Origin of the sequence: Streptomyces liliiviolaceus (assembly GCF_018070025.1) — a bacterium.
GTDB lineage: Bacteria > Actinomycetota > Actinomycetes > Streptomycetales > Streptomycetaceae > Streptomyces > Streptomyces liliiviolaceus.
This window is the reverse complement of the sequence record NZ_JAGPYQ010000001.1, coordinates 6,946,226-6,969,895: the sequence shown is the minus strand read 5'-3', so window position 1 is coordinate 6,969,895 and position 23,670 is coordinate 6,946,226. Positions and strand designations below refer to the sequence as shown.

Annotated in this window: 24 protein-coding genes and 1 pseudogene; 20 read left to right on the top strand and 5 right to left on the bottom strand. The window is 72.4% G+C overall.

What is annotated here, in order from left to right; all coding sequences use genetic code 11:
• The first annotated feature begins 10 nt into the window (after window positions 1–10).
• The 10 genes from J8N05_RS29830 to J8N05_RS29785 all read left to right on the top strand — a co-directional run bounded on the left by J8N05_RS29830 (window position 11) and on the right by J8N05_RS29785 (window position 5,555).
• Window positions 11–376 carry a gas vesicle protein GvpO gene (locus J8N05_RS29830; protein WP_210888353.1) on the top strand — a complete coding sequence of 122 codons (366 nt, stop codon included), beginning with the start codon at window positions 11–13 and terminating at the stop codon, window positions 374–376.
• 116 nt (window positions 377–492) lie between these two features.
• Entirely contained in the window at window positions 493–924 is a 432-nt protein-coding gene (locus tag J8N05_RS29825) for a gas vesicle structural protein GvpA (protein ID WP_210888351.1), read from the top strand.
• Window positions 921–1,670, top strand: a complete 750-nt coding sequence (locus J8N05_RS29820; protein ID WP_210888348.1) for a GvpL/GvpF family gas vesicle protein — start codon at window positions 921–923, stop codon at window positions 1,668–1,670. Before J8N05_RS29825 ends, J8N05_RS29820 begins: the two co-directional genes overlap by 4 nt.
• A 37-nt stretch (window positions 1,671–1,707) precedes the next feature.
• A complete protein-coding gene (locus J8N05_RS29815; RefSeq protein ID WP_210888345.1) occupies window positions 1,708–1,974 on the top strand; it encodes a gas vesicle protein GvpG in 267 nt (88 codons plus the stop codon).
• The gene (locus J8N05_RS29810) at window positions 1,971–2,723 is read left to right on the top strand and encodes a DNA primase (protein WP_210888343.1); all 753 of its coding nucleotides are present in this window, start codon (window positions 1,971–1,973) and stop codon (window positions 2,721–2,723) included. The genes J8N05_RS29815 and J8N05_RS29810 overlap by 4 nt, the downstream gene beginning before the upstream one ends.
• Window positions 2,716–3,891, top strand: coding sequence for an SRPBCC family protein (locus J8N05_RS29805; protein ID WP_210888341.1), 1,176 nt, complete (start codon window positions 2,716–2,718; stop codon window positions 3,889–3,891). Before J8N05_RS29810 ends, J8N05_RS29805 begins: the two co-directional genes overlap by 8 nt.
• On the top strand, window positions 3,888–4,247 hold the full coding sequence (locus J8N05_RS29800; RefSeq protein WP_210888339.1) for a gas vesicle protein: 360 nt from the start codon (window positions 3,888–3,890) through the stop codon (window positions 4,245–4,247). The genes J8N05_RS29805 and J8N05_RS29800 overlap by 4 nt, the downstream gene beginning before the upstream one ends.
• Window positions 4,244–5,026, top strand: coding sequence for a GvpL/GvpF family gas vesicle protein (locus tag J8N05_RS29795; protein ID WP_210888337.1), 783 nt, complete (start codon window positions 4,244–4,246; stop codon window positions 5,024–5,026). Before J8N05_RS29800 ends, J8N05_RS29795 begins: the two co-directional genes overlap by 4 nt.
• Window positions 5,023–5,211, top strand: coding sequence for a gas vesicle protein (locus J8N05_RS29790; protein ID WP_107016810.1), 189 nt, complete (start codon window positions 5,023–5,025; stop codon window positions 5,209–5,211). Before J8N05_RS29795 ends, J8N05_RS29790 begins: the two co-directional genes overlap by 4 nt.
• A 26-nt stretch (window positions 5,212–5,237) precedes the next feature.
• Window positions 5,238–5,555 carry a gas vesicle protein K gene (locus J8N05_RS29785; RefSeq protein ID WP_107016964.1) on the top strand — a complete coding sequence of 106 codons (318 nt, stop codon included), beginning with the start codon at window positions 5,238–5,240 and terminating at the stop codon, window positions 5,553–5,555.
• A gap of 217 nt (window positions 5,556–5,772) precedes the next feature.
• Here the strand turns inward: J8N05_RS29785 and J8N05_RS29780 are convergent, their stop codons facing one another.
• Both J8N05_RS29780 and J8N05_RS29775 read right to left on the bottom strand, forming a co-directional pair.
• Window positions 5,773–6,645 (bottom strand): class I SAM-dependent methyltransferase, encoded by an 873-nt coding sequence (locus tag J8N05_RS29780; protein WP_210888335.1) that lies wholly within the window; start codon window positions 6,643–6,645, stop codon window positions 5,773–5,775.
• A 96-nt stretch (window positions 6,646–6,741) separates the two neighbouring features.
• Window positions 6,742–8,232: a bifunctional phosphatase PAP2/diacylglycerol kinase family protein gene (locus tag J8N05_RS29775; RefSeq protein WP_210888333.1), complete on the bottom strand. Its 1,491-nt coding sequence runs from the start codon at window positions 8,230–8,232 to the stop codon at window positions 6,742–6,744.
• Between the two features lie 81 nt (window positions 8,233–8,313).
• Here J8N05_RS29775 and J8N05_RS29770 point away from each other — a divergent pair, with 81 nt between their 5' ends.
• On the top strand, window positions 8,314–9,933 hold the full coding sequence (locus J8N05_RS29770; protein ID WP_210888331.1) for an ABC-F family ATP-binding cassette domain-containing protein: 1,620 nt from the start codon (window positions 8,314–8,316) through the stop codon (window positions 9,931–9,933).
• A gap of 87 nt (window positions 9,934–10,020) precedes the next feature.
• On the opposite strand, the gene J8N05_RS29765 is transcribed toward J8N05_RS29770, so the two are convergent.
• The gene (locus J8N05_RS29765; protein WP_210888329.1) at window positions 10,021–10,410 is read right to left on the bottom strand and encodes a DUF2795 domain-containing protein; all 390 of its coding nucleotides are present in this window, start codon (window positions 10,408–10,410) and stop codon (window positions 10,021–10,023) included.
• Between the two features lie 276 nt (window positions 10,411–10,686).
• On the opposite strand from J8N05_RS29765, the gene J8N05_RS29760 reads away from it, so the two are divergent.
• The 4 genes from J8N05_RS29760 to J8N05_RS29745 all read left to right on the top strand — a co-directional run bounded on the left by J8N05_RS29760 (window position 10,687) and on the right by J8N05_RS29745 (window position 14,929).
• The gene (locus tag J8N05_RS29760; RefSeq protein WP_210888327.1) at window positions 10,687–11,481 is read left to right on the top strand and encodes an RNA polymerase sigma factor SigF; all 795 of its coding nucleotides are present in this window, start codon (window positions 10,687–10,689) and stop codon (window positions 11,479–11,481) included.
• 206 nt (window positions 11,482–11,687) lie between these two features.
• Entirely contained in the window at window positions 11,688–12,470 is a 783-nt protein-coding gene (locus J8N05_RS29755) for a hypothetical protein (RefSeq protein WP_247706553.1), read from the top strand.
• A gap of 174 nt (window positions 12,471–12,644) precedes the next feature.
• Window positions 12,645–13,886: an aminotransferase class I/II-fold pyridoxal phosphate-dependent enzyme gene (locus J8N05_RS29750; protein WP_210888325.1), complete on the top strand. Its 1,242-nt coding sequence runs from the start codon at window positions 12,645–12,647 to the stop codon at window positions 13,884–13,886.
• Window positions 13,883–14,929: an MBL fold metallo-hydrolase gene (locus J8N05_RS29745; protein WP_210888323.1), complete on the top strand. Its 1,047-nt coding sequence runs from the start codon at window positions 13,883–13,885 to the stop codon at window positions 14,927–14,929. The genes J8N05_RS29750 and J8N05_RS29745 overlap by 4 nt, the downstream gene beginning before the upstream one ends.
• 474 nt (window positions 14,930–15,403) lie before the next feature.
• On the opposite strand, the gene J8N05_RS29740 is transcribed toward J8N05_RS29745, so the two are convergent.
• Complete coding sequence (locus J8N05_RS29740; RefSeq protein ID WP_210888320.1) at window positions 15,404–16,033, bottom strand: DedA family protein; 630 nt, start codon at window positions 16,031–16,033, stop codon at window positions 15,404–15,406.
• Between the two features lie 71 nt (window positions 16,034–16,104).
• Window positions 16,105–16,869, bottom strand: a pseudogene (locus tag J8N05_RS29735) (MBL fold metallo-hydrolase); the annotation flags it as partial.
• An 84-nt stretch (window positions 16,870–16,953) separates the two neighbouring features.
• Between J8N05_RS29735 and J8N05_RS29730 the strand changes: the two are divergent.
• From J8N05_RS29730 to J8N05_RS29710, 5 genes are all read left to right on the top strand, one after another.
• Window positions 16,954–17,379, top strand: coding sequence for a hypothetical protein (locus tag J8N05_RS29730; protein WP_247706552.1), 426 nt, complete (start codon window positions 16,954–16,956; stop codon window positions 17,377–17,379).
• 294 nt (window positions 17,380–17,673) lie between these two features.
• A complete protein-coding gene (locus tag J8N05_RS29725) occupies window positions 17,674–19,740 on the top strand; it encodes a phage holin family protein (RefSeq protein WP_407699942.1) in 2,067 nt (688 codons plus the stop codon).
• A gap of 437 nt (window positions 19,741–20,177) precedes the next feature.
• Window positions 20,178–21,239 (top strand): ATP-binding protein, encoded by a 1,062-nt coding sequence (locus tag J8N05_RS29720; RefSeq protein WP_210888313.1) that lies wholly within the window; start codon window positions 20,178–20,180, stop codon window positions 21,237–21,239.
• Between the two features lie 62 nt (window positions 21,240–21,301).
• Window positions 21,302–23,044, top strand: a complete 1,743-nt coding sequence (locus J8N05_RS29715) for a vWA domain-containing protein (RefSeq protein WP_407699983.1) — start codon at window positions 21,302–21,304, stop codon at window positions 23,042–23,044.
• 74 nt (window positions 23,045–23,118) lie between these two features.
• Entirely contained in the window at window positions 23,119–23,544 is a 426-nt protein-coding gene (locus J8N05_RS29710; RefSeq protein ID WP_210888309.1) for an OsmC family protein, read from the top strand.
• Window positions 23,545–23,670: the final 126 nt, after the last annotated feature.

Below are 23,670 nucleotides of genomic sequence, written 5' to 3'. Positions count from 1 at the left end.
CGAGGTGGCCATGTCGAACACATCCAACACATCAGATTCACAGAGTTCACAGAGTGCGTCGAACTCGTCCAAGGGCAGGCAGAGGAGCGCGGCGGACGACGACGAGCTGGGTCCCATGGACGTGCTGCGCCAGGCGCGCGGCCAGCTCGCCGAACTGACCGGCATGGAGGCCGAGTCGGTGTCGTCCTTCGAACGCACCGACGACGGCTGGTCGTTGGAGATCGAGGTCCTGGAACTGGTCCGGGTCCCCGACACGATGAGTCTGCTCGCGAGCTACGAGGTGACCCTCGACCCGCGCGGCGAACTCACCGGCTACCGGCGCGTCCGCCGCTACGAACGCGGCCGGGCCGACTCCCGCAGGCCCGGCGGCCGGTAGCCGCCCGTTCCCTGCCCGCACACCCGACGGCGCACGCACCCCCACGGATCGCGCACACCCCGACAGATCGCACACAAGATCGCACACACCCCTACAGACAAGGAGGGCCGGTCGGTATGACCGTAGTCCCGGCACAGCAAACCGGTGGTGGAGGCGGCTCCAGCGGCCTCTACGACGTCCTCGAACTCGTTCTCGACCGGGGGCTCGTCATCGATGCCTTCATCCGGGTCTCCCTCGTCGGCATCGAGATCCTCAAGATCGACATCCGGGTCGTCATAGCGAGCGTCGACACCTATCTGCGCTTCGCCGAGGCGTGCAACCGCCTCGACCTCGAAGCCGGAAACAAGCGCGACCCCGGCCTGCCCGACCTGGTCGGCTCGATCACCGAGTCCGGTGCCAAGGGCAAGTCCAAGGGGGCCCTGTCCGGCGCCGCCGAGACCATCTCGGACGCGTTCAAGCAGTCCCGCGAGGAGAGCCAGAGCCAGTCCGAGTCGAGGCCGCGGACCCGTAAGACCGCCGCCTCGCGCCGCAAGGAGGAGCAGGAGTGAGCACGTACGTCTACGGCATCACGTCCAGTTCGCTGCCCTCGCTCCCGGACGGCACCGAAGGCGTCGGTGAGCCGGCGCTGCCGGTGCGCGTCATCAAGGAGGGCGACCTCGCCGCGGTCGTCAGTGACGCGCCCGAGGGGCTGCGGCCCAAGCGCAGGGACCTGCTCGCCCACCAGAACGTGCTCGCCGAGGCGGGCGCGGGCGGCCCGGTGCTGCCCATGCGCTTCGGCAGCGTCTCGACGGACGACGCGGCCGTGGCCGGTGTCCTCGCCGAGCGCGCCGAGCACTTCAAGGAGCGCCTCGACGCGCTCGCGGGCAAGGTCGAGTACAACGTCAAGGCCACGCACGACGAAGAGGCCGTACTGCACCGCGTGATGTCCGAGAACCCGGACGTCAGGGCCCTCACCGAGGCCAACCGCAGTGCGGGCGGCGGCAATTACGACGAGAAGCTGCGGCTCGGCGAGATGGTGGTCGCCGCGGTGAAGAACCGCGAGGTCGAGGACGCCGCCGAGATCCAGCAGGCGCTGGAACCGGTCGCCGCCTCCGTCAGCGTGGGCCCCGAGTCCACCGGCTGGCTGGCCAACCTGTCCTTCCTGGTGGACCGCGACACGGCCGAGACGTTCATCGGCGCCGTCGAAGAGGTCCGCAAGGCGCACCCGCACCTCGATCTGCGGGTCCACGGGCCGCTGCCCCCCTACAGCTTCGTCGAGCCGGGCCCTTCCGAGCCCGCGCAGGCGAGCAACTGAACGACCAACTGAACGTCTGGACACAGGAGTTGATGACATGGGGCTGATCGGAGAGGTCCTGATGCTGCCGTTCGCCCCCGTGCGCGGCAGCCTCTGGGCCATGGAACAGGTGGTGAACGAGGCCGAGCGCCAGTACTACGACCCGGCGGCGGTCCGCGCCGAACTCGGCAGCCTTGAGGAACGCCTGGAGGCCGGCGAGATCGACGAAGCGGAGTTCGACCGCATGGAGGACGAGCTCCTCGACAGGCTGGAGATAGCCATGACCAGGAGCACCGGAACAGGCAACCACGGGACTACACGATGAACCGACTAGGGCTTGGCCTCGCCGTAGGGGCCGGATACGTCCTCGGACGTACGAAGAAGATGAAGCTGGCCTTCGCCGTGGGCACCATGGTGGCGGGCAAGCGGATGCACCTCAGCCCGCGGGCGCTCGCGGACCTGGTCTCCACGCAACTGCAGAACAACCCGCAGTTCAAGGAGATCGGTGACCAGCTGCGCGGGGACCTGCGTGGTGTGGGCAAGGCCGCCACCGGAGCACTCGTCGAGCGCCAGATCACCGGCCTCGCCGACCGGCTGCACGGGCGGACCAGCCAGGTGCAGGACCAGCTCGCGGGCGTCGTCCCGGACGCGGTCCCGGACGCGGTCCCGGACGCGGTCCCGGACGTGCCAGGCGTCGGCGGCAAGAAGCGCCGCAAGCGGGACGAGGAACCGGACGACGAGTACGACGACGTCGAATACGACGACGACGAGTACGAGCACGACGACGACCCGGACTCGGACGACTCCGGCCGTGACACCCGCGACACGGACGACAAGGCGGCCGGGGACGACGAGAAGCCGCGGCCGCGCAAGCGGGCTCCCGCGAAGAAGACCGCGAAGGCGCCCGCGAAGAAGGCCGCCCAGAAGCGCAGCCCCGGCAACGAGGCTCCGGCGAAGAAGACGGCGGCCAGGACCGCGAAGAAGGCCCCGGGCAGGAAGACGGCCGCGGCGAAGTCCGCCACGCGCCGCACCACCCGGGCCCGTACGACGAGGGGAGGCGGCGACGATGACTGACACCCTCGGGTCCGCGACCAAGCAGGCCAAGAGCAACCCGCTGACCTCCCTCGCACAGAGCGAGGCCGTCGACCGGCTGAAGGACGAGGCCCAGGCGTACCTGGCCGCCCAGGTCCAGCGGGCGCTGGTCGGCGTCGGGACCAAGCTCGGCCAGACGACGGGCAAGCTCAACGACATCGCCTCCGGCGACAGCCCCGGCTTCGCCAAGCTCGCCCTCGACGGCGGCCGCAAGCTCGCCGACGGCAAGGGGCCGATGCGCACCGCGCTGGAACTCGGCGCGGGCAAGGCCAAGGACAGCGTGGTCGGCGCCTTCAAGAACCTGACCGGCGGCAAGGGCGGCAAGCGCAAGGGCGGCGCCGGCAAGAAGCCCACCGTCATCATGGAGTTCATCGACGTCGGCGTGCCGCTGCGCACGGCCTACGACCAGTGGACCCAGTACCAGGACTTCAGCAACTTCGCCCGGGGCGTCAAGAGCGCGAACCGCGCCGACGACACGACGTCCGACTGGCAGATGAAGATCTTCTGGTCCAACCGCAGCTGGAAGGCGCACACCACCGAACAGGTGGCGGACCAGCGGATCAGCTGGACGTCCGAGGGCGCCAAGGGCACCACGAAGGGTGTCGTCACCTTCCACTCGCTCGCCGAGAACCTCACCCGCGTGCTGCTGGTCATCGAGTACTACCCCAAGGGGCTGTTCGAGAAGACCGGCAACATCTGGCGCGCCCAGGGCCGCAGGGCACGCCTCGACCTCAAGCACTTCGCCCGGTTCATCTCCATCAAGGGCGAGGCGGACGACGGCTGGCGCGGTGAGATCCGCGACGGCGAGGTCGTCACGAGCCATGAGGACGCGGTCGCGGAGGAGGAGGAAGCCGAGCAGAACTCCGAGGACGCTCCCGAGGAGGGCTCCGAGGACGGTTCCGAGGACGCGGAGGCCTCGACCGACTCGACCGACGAGGAGGTCCCGGAGGACGAGGAGGGCTACGAGGACGAGGACGCCCCCGAGGCCGAGTACGAGGACGAAGAGGTCCCGGAGGACGACGAGGCCTACGAGGAGGAGGACGCGCCGGAGGCCGAGTACGAGGACGAGGAGATCCCTGAGGACGAGGAAGCGGTGGAGGAGGCGGACGAGCGCGAGCGTGAGCCCGCCGGTGCCAGGGGCCGTCGATGACCACGGCTCAGCGCCTGCCCGACCCGTACGGGAACGGCGGCGGCGCCAACCTCGCGGACATCCTCGAACGGGTCCTCGACAAGGGCATCGTCATCGCGGGTGACATCCGTATCAACCTGCTCGACATCGAACTCCTCACCATCAAGCTGCGGCTCATCGTCGCCTCCGTCGACAAGGCGAAGGAGATGGGCATCGACTGGTGGGAGACCGATCCGCAGCTGTCCTCCCGCGCCGGCCGTGACGAACTCGCCCGGGAGAACGCGGAGTTGCGGGCCCATGTGGCCGAACTGGAGGAAGCGCGCGCCGAAGTGCCCGCGCGCAGGCGCGCACCCGCGAAGAAGGAAGCCAAGGAATGAGTGGTCTGCGTTACGTGTACGCCGTCTGCCGCCCCTTCGGTACACCCCTGCCGGCGCAGCTGACAGGGGTGGCCGGCGTGCCGCCCAAGCAGCTGGTCCACGGCGACCTGGTCGCCGTCGTCGGCCAGGTGCCCGAGGAGGACTTCGCGGAGGGGCCGCTGCGGGCCCACCTGGAGGACCTGGACTGGCTCGGCGCGACCGCGCGGGCCCACCAGAACGTGATCGACGCGCTCACCGGCGTCACCTCGCCGCTGCCGCTCCGGCTCGCCACGGTGTTCCTGGACGACAGCGGCGTCCGGTCGATGCTGGAGGAGCGCGCGGACACGTTCCGGCGCACCCTCGGCCGGCTCGACGGGCGGGTCGAGTGGGGGGTGAAGGTGTACTCGGAACCCACGGAGGCCCCCGACTCCAAGGACACGTCCGGGAAAGCGGCCTCCTCTCCCGGCCGGGCGGCGGGCTCGGGGCGCGACTATCTGCGGCAGCGGCGCAACCAGCGCAAGGAGAGCGAGGAGAAGTGGGAGCGGGCCGAGGAGTTCTCGCGCCGGCTCCACGAGTCCCTGTCCGGGTACGCGGAGGACACCCGGATCCACGCCCCGCAGAACTCGGCGCTGTCCCGGGCGCCCGGCCGGAACATCCTGAACGCCGCCTATCTGGTGCCGCGGACGGAATCCGAGGCGTTCGTGGAACTGGTCGACCGTACGAAGGACGACGCGCCGGGGCTGCGCGTCGAGCTGACCGGTCCGTGGGCCGCCTACTCGTTCAGCGGGGAGGACGCGTGACCGTCGTGGAACGCCGGGAGGTCGCCCTCGTCGACCTCCTCGACCGGCTGCTCGCGGGCGGGGTCGTCATCACCGGCGACCTGACCCTGCGGATCGCGGACGTCGATCTCGTACGGATCGATCTGAACGCGCTCATCAGCTCGGTGAACGAGAACGTTCCCGCGCCGTGGGAGGAGATGCTGTGAGCGGTGGAGAGGCACTTCGGAGGGTGGTGGACGACGCGGTCCTCGGCACCGGGGCGGGCAGGGAGGCCGGGCGGAGCCGTCTCGACCTCGAACCGGACACGGTGGAGCGGGACCTGATCAAGCTGGTGCTGACCGTGGTCGAGTTGCTGCGGCAGTTGATGGAACGGCAGGCCGTTCGGCGGTTCGACACGGGGGATCTGTCCGAGGATCAGGAGGAGCGGATCGGGCTGACGCTGATGCTTCTGGACGACCGGATGGCGGAACTCCGAGACCGCTACGGGCTCCGCCCCGAGGACCTGAACCTGGACCTCGGCCCCTTGGGCCCGCTGCTTCCTCGGGACTAGTACCGGCTAGGGGCTGGCCCCGCGCGCTCAGGGAATCTGCGGGCCGGTGGGGGTTGCTCGCGCAGTTCCCCGCGCCCCTGAAAAACGGGGCTGCGCCCCAGCTTTTCGCCCCTAAGGGGCGCGGGGAACTGCGCGGCCCACCCCCACCGGACCGCACAATGAGGGGCGCGGGGAACGGCGCAGTCTTTTGTCTTCAGGGGCGCGGGGAACTGCGCGGTCAGGCCCCGCCGGGCCGCACGTGGGACTCGACGCTCAGGCGCGTCGCCCGTTTGCGGGACAGGAGTTCGCCGTGGAGGACCGCGAACCACGCGTCCTCCCGCGCGCCCCACTCCCGCCACGCGGAAGCGATCCCCTCCAGCCGACCCACCTCCGCATGACCCCCCTCCACCGCAAGCGCCGCATACGCGGACGCCACCGTACGGTCCGCCCACAGCCCGCTCCACCACGCCCGCTCCGACGCCGTCGAGTAGCACCACGTCCCCGCCGACGCCGTGATGTCCTCCGCGCGGAAGCCGGCCGCCAGCGCCCACGACTTCAGGCGCCGCCCGGCATCCGGCTCACCCCCGTTCGCGCGCGCCACCCGCCGGTACAGGTCGAGCCAGTCGTCCAGACCCGGCGACAGCGGATACCAGGTCATCGCCGCGTAGTCGGAGTCCCGGACGGCGATGAAGCCGCCCGGCTTCGTGACCCGGTACATCTCCCGCAGCGCCTGCACCGGATCCCCCACATGCTGCAGCACCTGATGGGCGTGCACGACACAGAAACTGTCGTCCGGATACTCCAGCGCATGGACGTCCGCGACGGCGAAGTCGACGTTCTCCAGGCCCCGTTCGGCCGCTGTGGCGCGCGCCCGGTCCAGGATGCCCGGCGCGTGGTCGACACCGGTGACATGCCCGTCCGGGACGAGTCCGGCGAGATCCGCGGTGATGGTGCCGGGCCCGCAGCCGATGTCCAGGATCCGCATGTGCGGCTTGAGCGAGCCGAGGAGATAGGCCGCCGAGTTGGCGGCCGTACGCCAGGTGTGCGAGCGCAGCACGGACTCGTGGTGGCCGTGCGTGTACACGGCGGTCTCTTTCGGCACCTTCGACATGGCGGCATCCGTTCACTCGGTACGTGAGTACCTGGCACGCTACGTCGCCATGTCGAAGTGTGAGACCCCCGTCTTGTCATGTGGACTGACAACTGGTCAGCGCGGACCGCTCGGGCGGTAGACCGTCAGTGCCTCCGGGAGCTTCTGGATCGTCACATCGCCCTCCACCGGCCTGACTTCGCCGTCGAAGGCCAGCAGCGTGCCCGGTTCGACGCCCTGCACACGGAGGCCGCCGACGCGCAGCGCCGCGTGCACGGGGGACCGGGTCAGCGGTCCGGCCACGGCCGCGGCCAGCAGGCGTACCGCCGGGAAACGGCCGCCGTGCACGACCCGTACATCGAGGAGACCGTCCGCGAGGTCGTAACGGCGGGCCGGGATCGGCCCCATCCGGTGATAGGTGCCGTTGCCGGCGAACAGCAGCCACAGCGGGCGCTCCTTGCCGTCGAAATCGGTCCGCAGCGGGTGCCGGCCCGCGCGCACGACACGCAGGGTGGCGACCACCCCGGCCGGCCAGCCGCCGATCCGCTTCGACCAGTGGTCCCGCTCGCGCACCAGCTCCGGATACACGCCCAGGCTGCAGTTGTTGAGGAAGTAGCCCTCCTGGTCACCGGCCGAGTACCGGCCCACGTCCACCCGTACGGCGTCACCCTCGGCCAGGGCGCGGCTCAGGCCCCGTACGTCCTCCACGCCCAGGTCCTTGGAGAAGTGGTTGAGCGTGCCGCCCGGCAGCACGGCGAGCGGCAGGCCGTGGCGCAGGGCGACCGTGGCGGCCGCGTTGATCGTGCCGTCGCCGCCGCACACCCCCAGCACCTCGGCGCGGGCCGCGGCCTTCTCCAACTCGGCCCGCAGATACTCCGGTTCGCACTCCACGACCTCGGCGAGCGGCAGGGCGTCCCCGATGGCACGCATCCGGTCCGCGGTGCCCGCCGAGGTGTTGACCACGAGCACCAGACCCTCCCCGTCCTGAAGGGCGGGCACGTCCGCGCGCGGACGCCCGGGGGGCGGCAACTGGTCACGCGTCGGCACCAGGGCACGCGCGACGAAGGCGGAACCCACTCCGAACGCCGCCCCGGCGAGCACGTCGCTCGGGAAGTGCGCACCCGTGTAGATCCGGGACAGGGCGACCGCGGCGGCCACCGGGGCCACCACCGCGCCGAGCGGCCCGGACTCCAGCGCGACACCCGTCGCGAAGGCCGCCGCCGACGCCGAGTGCCCCGAGGGGAAGGACGTGGTGATCGGCTGCCGCTTCAGCTGCCGCATCACCGGCACGGCGTCCAGCCGGGGTCGCGGACGGCGCACCGAACGCTTGCCCACCGTGTTGATCGTGGCCGACGCCAGGGCCAGCGAGGCGATCCCGCGCACGGCCGCGCGGCGCGCGCGGGGCGAGCGGGTCGCCGCGAGGGCCGCCGCCGCGCCGAACCACAGCACCCCGTGGTTCGCGCTGCGGCTCAGCTTCGGCAGCAGCGGGTCGGCGCCCGGCCAGTGCCGGGTCGCGACCGCCTCGAACAGGCGGGTGTCGAGGGCCATCAGCCGGTCGAGCAGGGTATGGCCGGCTCCGGCGGCGGTGAGGTCTACTTCAACGGTCATGCTCCATCGTCTACCCCACCGGGCCTTCGGCGCGCATATCGGTTTGCCCCGCCGCCCGTCCGCCCCGGACAATGCGCGACCATGGGACATCTCGAAGCCGCGCACCTGGAGTACTACCTTCCCGACGGGAGGGCGCTGCTCGGCGACGTCTCCTTCCGGGTGGGCGAAGGGGCCGCTGTGGCGCTCGTGGGGCCCAACGGCGCCGGGAAGACGACACTGCTCCGCCTGATCTCGGGCGAGCTGAAGCCGCACGGCGGCACCGTCACGGTGAGCGGCGGACTCGGGGTGATGCGCCAGTTCGTGGGCTCCGTACGGGACGAGTCGACCGTGCGCGACCTGCTCGTGTCGGTGGCCCAGCCCCGTATCCGCGAGGCCGCGCAGGCCGTGGACCGCGCCGAGCACGGCATCATGACGGTCGACGACGAGGCCGCCCAGCTCCAGTATGCGCAGGCGCTCTCCGACTGGGCCGAGGTCCAGGGGTACGAGGCCGAGACGCTCTGGGACATCTGCACCACGGCCGCGCTCGGCGTCCCGTACGACAAGGCGCAGTTCCGCGAGGTACGGACCCTGTCGGGCGGTGAGCAGAAGCGGCTCGTGCTGGAGGCGCTGCTGCGCGGCTCCGACGAGGTGCTGCTCCTCGACGAGCCGGACAACTACCTCGACGTGCCCGGCAAGCGCTGGCTGGAGGAGAAGCTGCGGGAGACCCGTAAGACGGTCCTGTTCGTCTCCCACGACCGGGAACTGCTCGCCCGTTCCGCCGAGAAGATCGTCAGCGTGGAGCCGGGACCGGCCGGCGCCGACGCCTGGGTGCACGGCGGCGGCTTCGCCACGTACCACGAGGCCCGTCGTGAGCGGTTCGCGCGCTTCGAGGAGCTGCGGCGGCGCTGGGACGAGAAGCACGCCCAGCTGAAGAAGCTCGTACTGAACCTGCGCCAGGCCGCCTCCATCAGCCACGAGCTGGCCTCCCGCTACCAGGCCGCGCAGACCAGGCTGCGCAAGTTCGAGGAGGCCGGGCCGCCGCCGGAGCCGCCGCGCGAGCAGGACATCACGATGCGCCTGCACGGCGGACGCACCGGTGTACGGGCCGTGACCTGCAAGGGGCTCGAACTGACCGGGCTGATGAAACCCTTCGACCTGGAGGTCTTCTACGGCGAACGGGTCGCCGTCCTCGGCTCGAACGGCTCGGGCAAGTCGCACTTCCTGCGGCTGCTGGCGGGCGGCGACGTGGCGCACACGGGGGAGTGGAAGCTCGGCGCGCGGGTCGTGGCCGGCCACTTCGCCCAGACGCACGCGCACCCCGAACTGCAGGGGCGCGCCCTGCTCGACATCCTGTGGAGCGAGCACGCCCAGGACCGGGGCGCGGCGATGTCCCGGCTGCGGCGGTACGAGCTGACGGCGCAGGCGGAGCAGCGGTTCGACCGGCTGTCCGGTGGGCAGCAGGCCCGCTTCCAGATCCTCCTGCTCGAACTGGAGGGGTCCACGGCCCTGCTCCTCGACGAGCCGACGGACAACCTCGACCTGGAGTCCGCGGAGGCGCTCCAGGAAGGGCTTGAGGCCTACCAGGGGACGGTCCTGGCCGTCACCCACGACCGGTGGTTCGCTCGCGCGTTCGACCGATATCTGGTGTTCGGCAGCGACGGGCGTGTACGGGAGACGACGGAGCCGGTCTGGGACGAACGCCGGGTCGAGCGGTCGCGGTAGCGCTTCGCACCCCTGAAAGCCCTAAAAGATTGCGCAGTTCCCCGCGCCCCTGAAAAGGGGCGCGGGGAACTGCGCAATCTTTGGCGGTCAGGCGTCCGGTGCCGCGGAACGGACGACCGCCTCGGCCAGTTCCTGGGCGTTGGCGTAGCGCGCATCCGACGGCAGCCGTTCCACCGGCTCGACCAGCGTGTCCGGCGCGTACTGCTCACGCAGCACCCCGACCAGCTCCCGAGGCCCCGCGGGGAACGACGTACGGCCCAGACTCCGCGCCAGTTCGAGGCGCACGGCCGCCACGGTCGTACTGCCCGCGCCCGGCCGCACCGGGCCTCCGGCAACCGTCGGATCGTCGTCCGCGACCGGCTCCGGGTCGTGCCACTCCTCCGCCCGGGTCGGATGGCCCGACCTCAGCAGACCCTGCAGTTCGTGCTTCATCTCCTCGTCCCGGTGGGCGCTGAGGCGGTTGCTGCCTCGCTCCATGAGTCCCTCCAGATGTTCGGGGTGACCCCCGCGTACCCGAGCCCCGAACATCAACACGAGATTCGCGGATCGTCGTGCGAACCGGCGTCGAACCGTCCTGGCATCCGTGTGTTTGCCCGGTGAAACCCGGGGCAGGCGGACACTCAGTGCTTCGGACAGGAGGCACGTCCGTGGGAGTCGCTTCCCGCCCCACGGGTGTGCCCGTCCGGCTCAGGGTGCGCTCTCACGGTTGACCGTCGTCCAACCAGAGCACCCCTCAAGGGAGTTGCAGCAATCATGCGCACTCACGCGAGCGCCAGGCACCATCCCCACGACGACGCCCCCGACACCGCGGCGGACTTCCGCAAACTCGCCTCGTTGCCCCCCGGCCGGCTGCGCGACACGCTCCGCGACCAGATCATCGAAGCCTGGCTGCCCATGGCGGAGCGGCTGGCCGGCCGGTTCCGCAGCCGCGGCGAGAACTTCGAGGACCTGCGGCAGGTCGCGGCACTCGGTCTGGTCAAGGCCGTCGACCGCTACGACCCCGACCGCGGCAACGCCTTCGAGAGCTACGCCGTGCCGACCGTCACCGGGGAGATAAAGCGTCACTTCCGTGACCACATGTGGACCCTGCACGTACCGCGCCGGGTCCAGGACCTGCGTAACCGCGTCCGCTTCGCGCGCCAGGAGCTGTCCCAGACCATCTCCGGCCGGCAGCCCACGATCGAGGAGATCGCCGAGCACGCCCAGATGAGCGAGGACGACGTACGCGCCGGTCTGGAGGCCCTGGAGAGCTTCACGGCGCTCTCCCTGGACGCCGAACTGCCGGGCAGCGAGGACGGCTACTCCCTGAGCGACGCGCTCGGCTCCGCCGACCCGGCCCTCGACATCGTGATCGACCGCGAGTCGGTCAAGCCGCGGCTGGAGGCCCTGTCCGAACGCGAACGGGCCATCCTCTACATGCGCTTCTTCAACGACATGACCCAGAGCCGTATCGCCGAACAGCTCGGCATCTCCCAGATGCATGTCTCCCGGCTGATCAGCCGCTGCTGCGACCGCCTGCGGGACCAGGTCATGCAGGACGGCGCGTGACGCCCCCGGCACTCCTCTGACGCCGACGGCACGGTCGCGTGCCGTTTCACCCGCTCGGGCGTCCGCGTGGCACGAATGGTGTCCGGCCGCGCGCGCCCCGGGCGGGGGCGGGCTCTGATGGATCGCGGGGCATGCCGGTCGTGCCCCGCCTCCGCCGCCGTACCCGGGCGTGGGGGTCCCCGCCGACGGCCGAAGGAGACCGACCCATGCCGCTGAGCCGTACCGCCCGCGCACTGTCCGCCACCGCCTTCACCACGCTCGTACTCGGCGCCGCCGCGTCGGCCGCGTCCGCGTCCGCGAACCCGGGGGCCGAGGTCAGCCCGCGCACGGTGGCCCCCGGCGGCAGCGTCACCGTCTCCGTCACCTGCGCGTCGACCGGCGGGCACCCGCCCGAAACCATCGACGCCACCTCCGAGGCCTTCGAGCACGGGACCGTGCAACTGCACAGGACCGGGCACTCCGGACGCGAGGATGACCCTGCCGGGACGGACGATCCGGCGGGCCTGGGCGTCGAGGATCCGGTGGGTCCGGGCGACGTGGGCCCGGACGACGTGGGTCCGCCGGCCGTCGCCGAGGAGCCCGAGGGCGTCGACGGCCTGGGTGGCCGGGACGACCCCGCGGGCAAGGAGGGACCGCGGGGCGGCGACCTCACCTACAGCGGCACCGCCCGTATCGCACCCACCGCGGACTTCGAGGAGGGCGGCGGCCGCGCGTCCTCCGAGTGGCGGGCCGAGGGCGTCTGTCCCGCGGCACCCGGCGGGGAGGGCAAGGAGTGGAGCGCGTCCTTCACGGTCTCCGCCGACGGCTCCCACGGGACATCGCACGGTGACTCCCACGGCACCGGGGTCCCGCACGGGGTGCACGCCGGTGAGGGCGGCACCTTCAACGAGTCCACGGCCGCCCTGGTGTCCGGCGGTGTCCTCATCGTGGGCGCGCTCGGCGCCGCGGCCCACAGGCTGCGCCACCGGGACTCGTCCGTGGACGGCTGAGACGCACGGCTGAGACGCACGGCCGACGAGGGGCGGCCGACATGAACGGCTGCGCCGAACGGCTGAGTTGGTGAAGCGGATCACTGGGTATGGGGATCCCGGAAGCACGACCGGCACCGTGGGAATCCGGTCCCGGTCCGACGGGTCCAGGGAGCACTGCGCGGAGGTGGACGGATGCGGCGGACCGAACCGGAAGGCCACGGACCTGTCCGTTACGGCCCACCCCTCCCCGGTCACGGCCTCCCGCCGCCACCCGGACTCGTCGCCGCCGCGACCGGCACGCACACCGAACCGACCGGCGGGGGCGCCGCGCTCCTGGACGCGGCCCGCGGCTACTGGACCCGGCGCGGTCTGCCCACCGACCACGACCGGACCGTCGCGGCGCCCGGCGCCCCCGCCCTGCTCCTCGCGCTGACCGCGGCACTCGGCGGTGACGTGCTGGTGCCCCGCCCCTGCGCCGCCTGGTGGACGCCGCAGGCCCGGCTGCTCGGCGCGTCCGTCTTCCCCGTGGGCACGCCCGCCGAGTGCGGTGGCGTCCCGGACCCGTACGCCCTTCTGGAGACCGTGCGCCGGGTGCGTGCCGAGGGCGGCGATCCGCGGCTTCTCGTCCTGTCCGTGGCCGACGATCCCGCCGCGACCGTCGCGCCGCCCGAGCTGGTCCACGAGACCATCGAGGCCGCCGTGGGCGAGGGCCTGCACATCGTCAGCGACGAGACCTGGCGCGACACGCTGCACGAGCCGCAGGACTCCGTGCTGATCGGCCCCGCCGAGATGCTGCCGGACCGGGTCACGGTCTTGGCCGACCTCGGCGGCCCGTTCCTCCCGGCCGGCTGGCCCGCCGCGATCGCCCGCTTCCCGGGCAACGACACCGGTACCCTGCTGCGCGACCGCGTCCTCGACGTCCTCACCGCCCTCGACGCCCGGATCGCCGCGCCGGTCGCCTCAGCCGCCGCGTACGCGCTCGGCGAACCCGACGAGATCACACGCCGCCTCGCCGTGTCCGTACGGCTGCACGCGAGCGTCGCCGCCGCCGCGCACCGGGCGCTCACCGCGGCGGGCGCCCTCGTCCGGCCGCCCCGGGCGGGACGCCATCTGTACGCCGACCTCGGTCCGCTGCGGTCCGCGCTCGGTGCGCTCGGGGTCGGTGACGCGCAGGAACTGGAGGACTTCCTCAGTGTCCGGCTGGACATGCCGGCGCCCGGCGGACACCGCTTCGGGGACGACCTCGGCGCCCTGCGCGTACGGCTGTCCACCGGGCCGTTCCTCGGCACAACCGACGACGAGCGCATGGCGTCTCTTGTGTCACCGGAACCCCTGGAACTACCCCATGTGAAAAGCAGGTTGAGTCTGCTGGGATCGACCTTCGGCGATCTCCGCGACGACGATGACGCTCGGCGACGGGAGTCCCCTCGATGACGCAGCAGTCCGAGTCGGCCACGACCACCACGACCTCCACGACCACGACGACCTCCACCCCGCCCGATGTCGCAGGGCCGCTCGCGGAGCCGCGGCCGCTCGGTGAACGGCGCGTCTGGCCCCGGTCCTTCGCCGGGCGGCTCACCGCACCGCTGCCGGGCCTCAGCGGTTTCGCGCGGTTCGCGCGCGAGGGGGCGCTGCGGCCGGGGCCGGAGGGGCTCGCCGACATTCCCCGACTGCCGTACGCGCCCGAGCCGTTGCCCCGGATCGACTCCGACACGGTCGCCGTCTCCTGGGCGGGGCACGCCAGTTGGGTGGTCCGGATCGGTGGCCTCACGGTGCTCACCGACCCGGTCTGGTCCCGCAAGATCCTCGGAACTCCCGCCCGGATCACCCCCGTCGGCGTGCCCTGGAGCGCGCTGCCGCGGGTGGACGCGGTCGTCATCTCCCACAACCACTACGACCACCTGGACGCGCCGACCCTGCGCCGGCTCCCGCGGGACACCCCGGTGTTCGTCCCGGCGGGACTGGGGCGCTGGTTCCGGCGCCGGCGCTTCACGCGGGTGACGGAGCTGGACTGGTGGGAGGCGGCCGAACTCCGCGGTGTCCGCCTGGACTTCGTGCCGGCCCACCACTGGTCCAAGCGCAGCCTCCACGACACGTGCCGCACGCTGTGGGGCGGCTGGGTGCTGACCGCGTCCGACGGCAGACGGGTGTACTTCGCGGGGGACACGGGGTACGGGCACTGGTTCGCCCGGATCGGGGCGCGTTATCCCGGCATCGACCTGGCGCTGCTGCCGATCGGTGCGTACGACCCCCGGTGGTGGCTCAGCGATGTGCACTGCGATCCGGAGGACGCGGTGCGGGCGGTCCAGGACCTCGGTGCGCTTCGGATGGCTCCGATGCACTGGGCGACCTTCGTCCTGTCGGCCGAGCCCGTCCTGGAACCGCTCACGCGCGTCCGTGCGGCCTGGGAGGCGGCGGGCCTGCCCCGGGAAACCCTGTGGGACCTCCCGGTAGGAGCCTCCCGCATCCTGCCGTGACGGTCTCCCACCGGGGAGAAGCTTGCGGCTGCGTGTCCCCTGCGGGCGGGCGGGGGCGGGCCGCGCAGTTCCCCGCGCCCCTAACGGGCCCCTTGAGGGGCGCGGGGAATGGCGCGCCTAGCCACGACGGACCCAAGGGGGTTGGCTTGCGGTTGTCTGTCCGCTGCGGGCCGGTGGGGGCGGGCCGCGCAGTTCCCCGCGCCCCTGAGGGGCGGGGCGGGGCCTCCGCGTGCGGCCGGGCCCCGTTAGGGGCGCGGGGAACGGCGCGCTCAGCCACGGCGGACCCGCGGGTGCAGGACGGTCCCGTCGGGTGGCTTGTGGGCTGCGGGCCCCGTGAGGGGCGCGGGGATCGGCGCGGCACGCCCCCACCGGGCCGCAGGTGTAGGACGGTCTCAGCAGGGGGTGCTGGCGGGTGGGCGCCGCGGGCCCGGTGGGGGCGGATCGCGCCGGTCGTCGCGCCCCTGGCGGGGCGCCCTAGCGGGCGGTCGCGCTGCGGAGGCGGCGCCACAGCGTCGGGGTCACGCTGACGAGCACCGTCAGGAGCACCGCCGCCAGCACGCCCTCCCACGGTTCCTTGAACAGGGACCCGCCCAGCACCCCGATGAGCTGGTACGTCGCGGCCCACGCGAGGCACGCCGGCGCGTTGCCGTGGGCGAACCGGCGCATCGGCCACTTCGCCATCAGACAGGCGAGCATCACCGGGATGCGCCCCGCGGGCACCAGCCGGGACAGCACCAGCACCGCGACCCCGTGGTCGGCGAGCTTCCCCTGCGCCTGGGCCAGCCGGTCCTCGGGCGCGCGGTCGCGGATCGCCGCGAGCCAGCGCGAACCGTTCTTCGACTTCATGCCACGGCGCCCGAGCCAGTACAGCGCCATGTCCCCGAGGAACGCGGCCAGCGCCGACACCAGGAAGACCAGCAGCATCGAGAAGGGCGCCGCCTGGTGGACGGCCACCACGGCCGCCGAACTCACCAGCGCCCCCGTGGGAATGACCGGCACCAGCGCACCGATCAGCACCAGCAGGAACAGCGACGGATAACCGATCGCCTGCTGAGTGGCCACAGTCGGCACGGTCGTGACCGCGACGGCGAGCACAGGTCTCACCGGGTTCCGCCCTCCCGCTCGTCGTCGCCCCGACCGGCCGGTGCGTCCCCAGGAGAGGACCGGTACCCCACGATCTTGGGTCGCACACTTTCCCCCTGGTAGAGCCGGTGCACGGTCACGCCGGGCGCACGCTCGGCGGCCAGGCGCACGAACTCGGCGCCCGGTGCATGGAATTCATGGGGGCGCACGGAATCCATCCCGATGGGCCAGTACGTGCCGTAGTGCACCGGCACAGCGCTGCCGGGCCGCAGCAGGGCCAGCGCGTCGGCCGCCCGGCCCGCGTCCAGGTGCCCCTCGCCCAGATACGGCCCCCACCCGCCGACCGGCAGCAGCGCCACGTCGACCGGCCCGACCTCCTCGGCCATCGACTCGAACAGCGCGGTGTCCCCGGCGAAGTACGTCCGGGACTCGCCCTCGATCACATAGCCGAGGGCGGGCGCGCGATGCGGCCCGACCGGCAGCCGCCGCCCGTCGTGCCGAGCGGAGACGACCCGTACGAGCAGGTCACCGACCTGGACCCGGTCGCCGGGCGCCACCTCGGTGAGGTCCAGTTCCCCGAGCCTGCGCAGTCCGGGCACCGCGCGCCGGGCACCGCGCGGCACCAGGAGCCGGGTGCCGGGTGCGAGCCGGGACAGCGACGGTACGTGCAGATGGTCGGCGTGCAGATGAGAGATGAGCGTCACATCCGCCACCGCCGCCTCGGCGGGCGGTGGCACGCCCCGGCGCCTGCGCAGATGCGCGAGCCGGCGCGCGAAGAGCGGGTCCGTGAGCACGCGTACTCCCGAGTCCTCTACCGTGCAGGTGGCGTGACCCCACCAAGTGATCTCCACCGGCACTCCTTTGCCTCCCTCACGCGACTCCCCCCGAGCCTACGGGCAGGAGTAGGGTCGGCGACGAAACCCGGAGGTGAGGGGGACGCCATGGGAGACACACGCCGTACCTCCGGCATGCTCCGCGTGACGACGATCGCCAGCCTGACGCCGTTGGAGGAGCTGGACGCGGACCCCTTCCTGGTGGACTCGCGCAGCCAGCACGCCATGTGCGCGCACTGGGCGGCCGAGCGCGGTTACGTGGTCACGCGGGAGCTGCTCCTGCGGGGGCTGCGGTCCGACCACTGCGCGCTCTGGGAGGACGCCGAGGCCGGCCTCGTGGATCTGTTCGTCGCGCCCAGCCGCCGGGTTCTGGAGCGGGCGCTCGCCTCCGTGGACGCGTTCACCGCGGAGTGCGCGAGGCGGGGGGTGCGGGTCGAGACGGTCGGGCACGCGGAGCCCGCGTACGACGCGCAGATGAAGGCGCGGGTGCATCGGCGGCTGTCGATGCCGACGGCCGGGTACGACGGTCGTTGATCGCTCCGGGCGAGGGCCGGCCCCGGGCCGATGCGGGGTGCTGGGCGTTCGTGGGTGGGTGCCGGTCCGGTGGGGGCTTGTCGCGCAGTTCCCCGCGCCCCTGAAAAGACGGGGCTGATCGCGCAGGCCTGTTGCGCCGTTCCCCGCGCCCCTTGAAAGACCGGGTCGCGTCCCTGAAGGGCGTCCACGGGGTCCGTCGTGGGCGGTATGGCAGGGTTGGGCTCTGGTCCGTCAGCAGGAGGGCGGGCGCGGATGTGAGGCAGGCGTGACGTGGGGAAAGAACGATGGCGGAGGGTGGCGAGCGCGGTCTGGCGGAGCGTCGCCGTGTGGGCGGTCTCCACGGTCACCATGCTCGTGCTCGCCGGGATCCTGCCGGACTTCAGGCTCCAGTCGGCCGACGGTGACAGCGCCACCAGCATCGCCGTCACCGCCGCCCTGGGCGCCGGAGCGTTCGGCGTGCTCTCCTCCGTCGTGTGGCCCCTCCTCGTACGGGCCCTGCTCCTCGTCCCCGCCCTCGTCCTCGGCGTACTCGTCTTCTTCCTGAACGGCTCGCTCCTGCTGCTGGCCCTGCGCCTGGACCCCTCGGGGCAGAGCGAGGCCGCCCCGGAGACCGCCGTGGTCGTCGCCGCGGTGATGTCCGCGGTCGCCTCGGCCACCGGCGGCGCGCTGGCCGTGCGGGACGACGACGCCTACCGGCGCAGGCTGTACCGGCTGTCCGACCGCCGCCGCGGACAGGCGCCGCCGCCCGGCGCCCAGTCGGCGCCCGGCACGGTCTTCCTCCAACTCGACGGAGTCGGTCACGACGTGCTCGTGGACGCGATCGGACGCGGTCTCATGCCCACCGTGGCCGCCTGGCTCGGTGAGGGCCCGGGAGCCCGTACCACCCACCGGCTCGCGCCCTGGCGCACCGACTGGTCCAGCCAGACCGGCGCCAGCCAGCTCGGCATCCTGCACGGCTCCAACCACGACATCCCCGCCTTCCGCTGGTACGAGAAGGACACCCGGGAGATCATGGTCTGCAACCGGCCCACCAGCGCCGCCGAACTCCAGCGCCGGGCCATCGAGCACACCGGTGACGGCGGTCTGCTCACCCTGGACGGAGCGAGCCGCGGCAACCTCTTCAGCGGGGGCGCCGAGCAACTGGCCCTGGTGCTCTCCGTGGCCGCGAGGCGAGGCAGGGCGAACCGTTCCCGGGCGGGCTACTTCGCGTACTTCTCCGACCCCGCCAACGCGGTCCGTACCGCGCTGTCCTTCGTCGCCGACGTAGGCCGTGAGATCGGCGAGTCCACCCGGGCCCGGCTGCGGAAGCAGCGGCCCCGGGTCGGCCGCGGCGGGCTCTACCCGTTCATCCGCGCCTTCGCGACCGTCATCGAGCGGGACGTCGTCGTCGCGGCGGTCATCGGGGACATGTTCGCCGGACGCGCCTCGGTCTACGCGGACCTGGTCGCGTACGACGAGGTCGCGCACCATTCCGGGCCGCGCAGCCGGGACGCGGAGAAGGTCCTGCAGCGGCTCGACCGCTCGCTGGCCCTGATCGAGCAGGTCGCCGAGCACGCGCCGCGGGCGTACCGCGTGGTCCTGCTCTCCGACCACGGCCAGAGCCCGGGGGAGACCTTCCACGCCCGTTACGGCCTCGGTCTCGGCGAGCTGGTCCGGGCCGGCTGCGGGCTGCCCGTGCCGCGCAAGGCCCGGCGTACGCACAGCGGCGCCGAGGCCAGGGCGGCGGTGCTGGCCGCGCTGCGCAGGCCCGTGGAGGAGGGCGGCGAGCAGTTCCGGCCGACCCTGCCGCCGTCGGAACCCATCGTGCTGGCGTCCGGGAACCTGGGGCTCGTGTCCTTCCCGGACGTGCCGCACCGGATGAGCCGGGAGGAGATCGACGCGCGGCATCCCGCGCTGCTGACCACGCTCGCGAACCATCCCGGGATCGGGTTCGTGCTCGTGCGCAGCGAGGAGCACGGCGGGCTCGTGCTCGGCGCGCACGGCGCGGCGATTCCGCTGGACGAGCTGGACGACGGCCCGGGGCCGCTCGCGGACTTCGGGGTGGGGGCGGCCGACGCGGTACGCCGTACGCACGCGTTCCCGCATGTCGCGGACATCATGGTGAACTCCTGGTACGACCCCGAGGACGGCGAGGTTCTCGCGTTCGAGGAGCAGATCGGGTCGCACGGGGGGTTGGGCGGGGCCCAGGGGCGGCCCTTCCTGATGTCGCCGCTCACGCTTTCACCTCCGGTGGGGGCGGGGGAGGAGCTGGTCGGCGCCGAGCAGGTGCACCGGGTGCTGCGGCGGTGGTTGCGGGAGGACGACGGTCCGCAGGTGCCGGTGGGTGACGGCGCGCCGCTCGACGACTCACGCTCGGCGTGACGGGTGCGCTTGTGCGCCCGCGCGGGTGAGGCTGCTTCGGCTGCGGGTCGGCGGGGCTCGTTGCGCAGTTCCCCGCGCCCCTTAGGGGTGTGAGCCTGGCGCGGACGGTCGGCTGCGGGCCGGTGGGGGTTGATCGCGCCGTTCCCCGCGCCCCTTAGGGGTGTGAGCCTGGCGCGGACGGTTGGGTGCGGGTCGGTGGGGGCTGGTCGCGCCGTTCCCCGCGCCCCTTGCGGGGCTGGGGTGGCGGCCTAGGGGGAAAGACAGGGGCGCAGCCCCGTCTTTCAGGGGCGCGGGGAACTGCGCGGCCAGCCACGACGTGCCCGCAGGTGGGCGACCGGCCTGCCCTCCCCGCCGGGGAAAATGGGCTGCGGGGGAGGGGCAGGGCCACGCACACTGGGCGTGGCCGAATCCCCGCCCCCCAACCCCCAGGAGCCCGCGTGCAGGCAGCCGTCACCGTCACTCCCGCCCGTGTACCGGAACTACTGCTCGGTCTCGCGACCGTGCGACCCGTGTTCCTCTGGGGCGCCCCCGGCATCGGAAAGTCCTCCCTGGTCAGGGAGTTCGCCGAGTCGCTGGGACTGGAGTGCGTGAGCCTGCTGGGTACGCAGCTGGCCCCGGAGGACCTGATCGGCGTACCGCAGATCCGGGACGGCCGTTCCGTCTTCTGCCCGCCGCAGGCGATCGCCCGCGACGAGCCGTACTGCCTGTTCCTGGACGAGCTGAACGCGGCGACCCCGGACGTCCAGAAGGCCTTCTACTCGCTGATCCTGGACCGCCGCATCGGCGACTACGAGCTGCCCGCGGGCTCGATCGTGATCGGCGCGGGCAACCGCTCGACGGACAACGCCCTCGCCCGCCCCATCGCGTCCGCCCTGGTCAACCGCCTCACGCACGTCCACCTGGAGGTCTCGGCGAAGGACTGGCTGGTGTGGGCGGCGACCAACGACATCCACCCGTGGGTGCTCGACCACCTCACCGACCGCCCCGACCACCTGTGGTCGAAGCCGCCGAAGACCGAGGAGCCGTTCTCCACGCCCCGCTCCTGGCACATGCTCTCCGACGCCCTGCGTTCCTTCGGCCCGACCCTCGACGAGCCGACGCTCAAGGTCATCGCGCACGGCACCCTGACACCCGCGCACGCGGTCGCCTTCTGCGGCTATGTGAAGATCGTCCGCAGCCGTTTCGGCATCGAGGCGATCCTCAAGGGAGAGGCCCGCTGGCCGAACCGCGTCGAGGACCGCGACCTGCTGTACTACCTCGCCGAGTCGTTCCGGGGACGGCTCGTCAAGGAGCTGCCCACCAGCAAGGAGCACGCCTCGGCGAACGGCCGGCAGACCGCGTACCGCGCGAAGTCGCTGCTCGTGCAGCTCGCCGAGATCTCCGTGGAGGTGGCCCAGAGCGTCATCGCCTCGGACGAGGACGGCAACCCCGTACTGCCCGCCTGGTTCCTGGTGGAGGCGGCCCGCGACATGCCCCGGCTGGTGGAGGCCCGCCGGTGACCCGTACGGGCAAGCAGGCGGAGCCCAAGAAGGACCCGGCCGCCGAGGCGTTCGCCGAGGGGATGCGGCTCGTGCGGAGCAACCGCGCCCTCGCCGCCATCGGCTTCAGCGTCTGCCGCCAGGAGGACTGCGAGGAGTCGCCCCGCGACGGGCTCGTCCGCGTCGACTCCGACGGCGTGCTGCACGTCCACCCCAAGCGCCGCGCCCGGCCCGTCGAGTGGGCCTGGGCGGTCGCGCACGCCGCCCTCCACCTCGGCTTCGGACACGTACCGGCGCACAGGACCGTGCGGGAGCAGCCCGACCGCTTCGACCTCGCCGCCCGCTGCGTCGTCGTCAACCGCTTCCTGCTCGGCTTCCCCATCGGCCTGACCCCCGCCGACCTGCCGATGTCGTACCCCGACGGGGACGAGGAGCAGCTCGCCGCGCGCTGGCGCCGCGACGGCGCGGGCATCCCCGCGGTGTACGAGCGCTGCGGTACGGCCGGTGACGAGCCGGACCAGCTGCTCGTGCCGTGGGACACCTGGCGGGGAGGTTCCGCGCCGGACTGGCAGCTCGCCTTCGCCCACGCCCTGACGCGCACGGTGTCCGCCGCGATGGACATGGCGGGCGGCCGGCGCGACTCGATGCGCGGCGGCATCACCCCGCGCCAGCCGTGGGAGCGGGCCCTGAGCTGGTTCGTGTCCTCCTACCCCCTGCTCGGCGGCATCGCGGCCGGCATCACGATCGTCGCGGACGCCGAACTCGCCCACGCGCACGGCATCTCCGTCGCCGCCGTCGACCCGGAGGCCGCCGAGATCTACATCAACCCGCTGCGGCAGTTCGACGACGAGGAATGGCGGTTCGTCCTCGCCCACGAGATGCTGCACGCCGCGCTGCGCCACGGCGACCGCTGCGGCGTCCGCGACCCGTACCTCTTCAACGTCGCCTGCGACTACGTCATCAACTCCTGGCTGACCGAGATGCAGGTCGGCGTGGCGCCCGAAGGGCTGCTGTACGACCAGGAGGTGAAGGACCTGTCCGCCGAGGAGGTCTACGACCGGCTCGCCACCGACCTGCGCCGCCACCGGCGCCTCGCCACCCTGCGCGGCAAGGGCGTCGGAGACATTCTCGGTGGCCCTCTCGGCTCGCCCCGCGACTACGTCGACCTCGACGAGTTCTACCGCCGCGGCCTCGCCCGCGGCCTCGACCTGCACGAGCGGCAGGAGCGCGGCTACCTGCCCGGCGGGCTCGTCGAGGACATCCGCGCGCTCAGCCATCCGCCGCTGCCGTGGGACGCTCAACTGGCGCGCTGGTTCGACGAGTTCGTGCCGCGCCCCGAGCCGCTGCGCACCTACGCCCGTCCGTCCCGCCGACAGGCCGCCACCCCGGACATCCCGCGCGCCGGACGGTACTTCCCGCCCGAGGAGATCTCCCGCTGCACCTTCGGCGTGGTCCTCGACACCTCCGGTTCCATGGACCGCACCCTGCTCGGCAAGGCACTGGGTGCGATCGCCTCGTACGCCGAGGCCAGGGACGTACCGGCGGCGCGGGTCGTGTTCTGCGACGCGGCACCGCACGACGCGGGCTTCGTCCCGGTCACGGAGATCGCCGGGCGGGTACGCGTCCACGGCCGGGGCGGCACGATCCTGCAGCCGGGTGTCGACCTCCTGCACCGGGCGAAGGACTTCCCGCCGGGTGCCCCGGTCCTGGTCATCACCGACGGCTGGTGCGATGTGCTGCGGGTCCGCCGCGAGCACGCCTATCTGATTCCGCAGGGCGCGTCCCTGCCGTTCACCGCGCGGGGACCGGTCTTTCGCGTGCGCTGAGCCCGACGGTGACCCGAGTGTGATCGGATGGTGCCACGGACCCGGAACCGGGACCTCGTCGAAAGGGAATCATCGTGGCAACAACGCGCTCCGCACACACCGTCTGGGAAGGCAACCTGCTTGAGGGCAACGGCGTCGTCACCTTCGACTCCTCCGGCATCGGCGAGCAGCCGGTGTCGTGGCCGTCGCGCTCCGAGAAGGCGAACGGCAAGACCAGCCCGGAGGAGCTGATCGCCGCCGCCCACTCCAGCTGCTTCTCCATGGCGCTCTCGCACGGCCTCGCCGGCGCCGGCACCCCGCCCACCAAGCTCACCACCTCCGCGGACGTCACGTTCCAGCCGGGTGAGGGCATCACGGGCATCCACCTCACCGTGGAGGGCACCGTGCCGGGCCTCGACGAGAACGGCTTCGTCGCCGCCGCCGAGGACGCCAAGAAGAACTGCCCGGTCAGCCAGGCGCTGACGGGCACGACGATCACGCTGACGGCGAAGCTCGCCTGACACCCAGCCGTTCCGGAACACCGGCACACCGCGCTTGAGACGATGCCGCGCCCCGTGCGAGGGGGCGCGGCATCGTCATGTCCGGCCAGGTCCGGGGTACTTGCCCCATTGACAGCATCGCACTCA

Bases quoted from the DNA above. Each gene is read 5' to 3' on its own strand.
- J8N05_RS29830 (WP_210888353.1), top strand. From the start codon at position 11: ATGTCGAACACATCCAACACATCAGATTCACAGAGTTCACAGAGTGCG.
- J8N05_RS29780 (WP_210888335.1), bottom strand. From the start codon at position 6,645: ATGTCGAAGGTGCCGAAAGAGACCGCCGTGTACACGCACGGCCACCAC.
- J8N05_RS29815 (WP_210888345.1), top strand. From the start codon at position 1,708: ATGGGGCTGATCGGAGAGGTCCTGATGCTGCCGTTCGCCCCCGTGCGC.
- J8N05_RS29770 (WP_210888331.1), top strand. From the start codon at position 8,314: ATGGGACATCTCGAAGCCGCGCACCTGGAGTACTACCTTCCCGACGGG.
- J8N05_RS29755 (WP_247706553.1), top strand. From the start codon at position 11,688: ATGCCGCTGAGCCGTACCGCCCGCGCACTGTCCGCCACCGCCTTCACC.
- J8N05_RS29715 (WP_407699983.1), top strand. From the start codon at position 21,302: ATGCGGCTCGTGCGGAGCAACCGCGCCCTCGCCGCCATCGGCTTCAGC.
- J8N05_RS29760 (WP_210888327.1), top strand. From the start codon at position 10,687: ATGCGCACTCACGCGAGCGCCAGGCACCATCCCCACGACGACGCCCCC.
- J8N05_RS29750 (WP_210888325.1), top strand. From the start codon at position 12,645: ATGCGGCGGACCGAACCGGAAGGCCACGGACCTGTCCGTTACGGCCCA.
- J8N05_RS29825 (WP_210888351.1), top strand. From the start codon at position 493: ATGACCGTAGTCCCGGCACAGCAAACCGGTGGTGGAGGCGGCTCCAGC.
- J8N05_RS29795 (WP_210888337.1), top strand. From the start codon at position 4,244: ATGAGTGGTCTGCGTTACGTGTACGCCGTCTGCCGCCCCTTCGGTACA.
- J8N05_RS29765 (WP_210888329.1), bottom strand. From the start codon at position 10,410: ATGGAGCGAGGCAGCAACCGCCTCAGCGCCCACCGGGACGAGGAGATG.
- J8N05_RS29800 (WP_210888339.1), top strand. From the start codon at position 3,888: ATGACCACGGCTCAGCGCCTGCCCGACCCGTACGGGAACGGCGGCGGC.
- J8N05_RS29730 (WP_247706552.1), top strand. From the start codon at position 16,954: ATGGGAGACACACGCCGTACCTCCGGCATGCTCCGCGTGACGACGATC.
- J8N05_RS29805 (WP_210888341.1), top strand. From the start codon at position 2,716: ATGACTGACACCCTCGGGTCCGCGACCAAGCAGGCCAAGAGCAACCCG.
- J8N05_RS29775 (WP_210888333.1), bottom strand. From the start codon at position 8,232: ATGACCGTTGAAGTAGACCTCACCGCCGCCGGAGCCGGCCATACCCTG.
- J8N05_RS29810 (WP_210888343.1), top strand. From the start codon at position 1,971: ATGAACCGACTAGGGCTTGGCCTCGCCGTAGGGGCCGGATACGTCCTC.
- J8N05_RS29745 (WP_210888323.1), top strand. From the start codon at position 13,883: ATGACGCAGCAGTCCGAGTCGGCCACGACCACCACGACCTCCACGACC.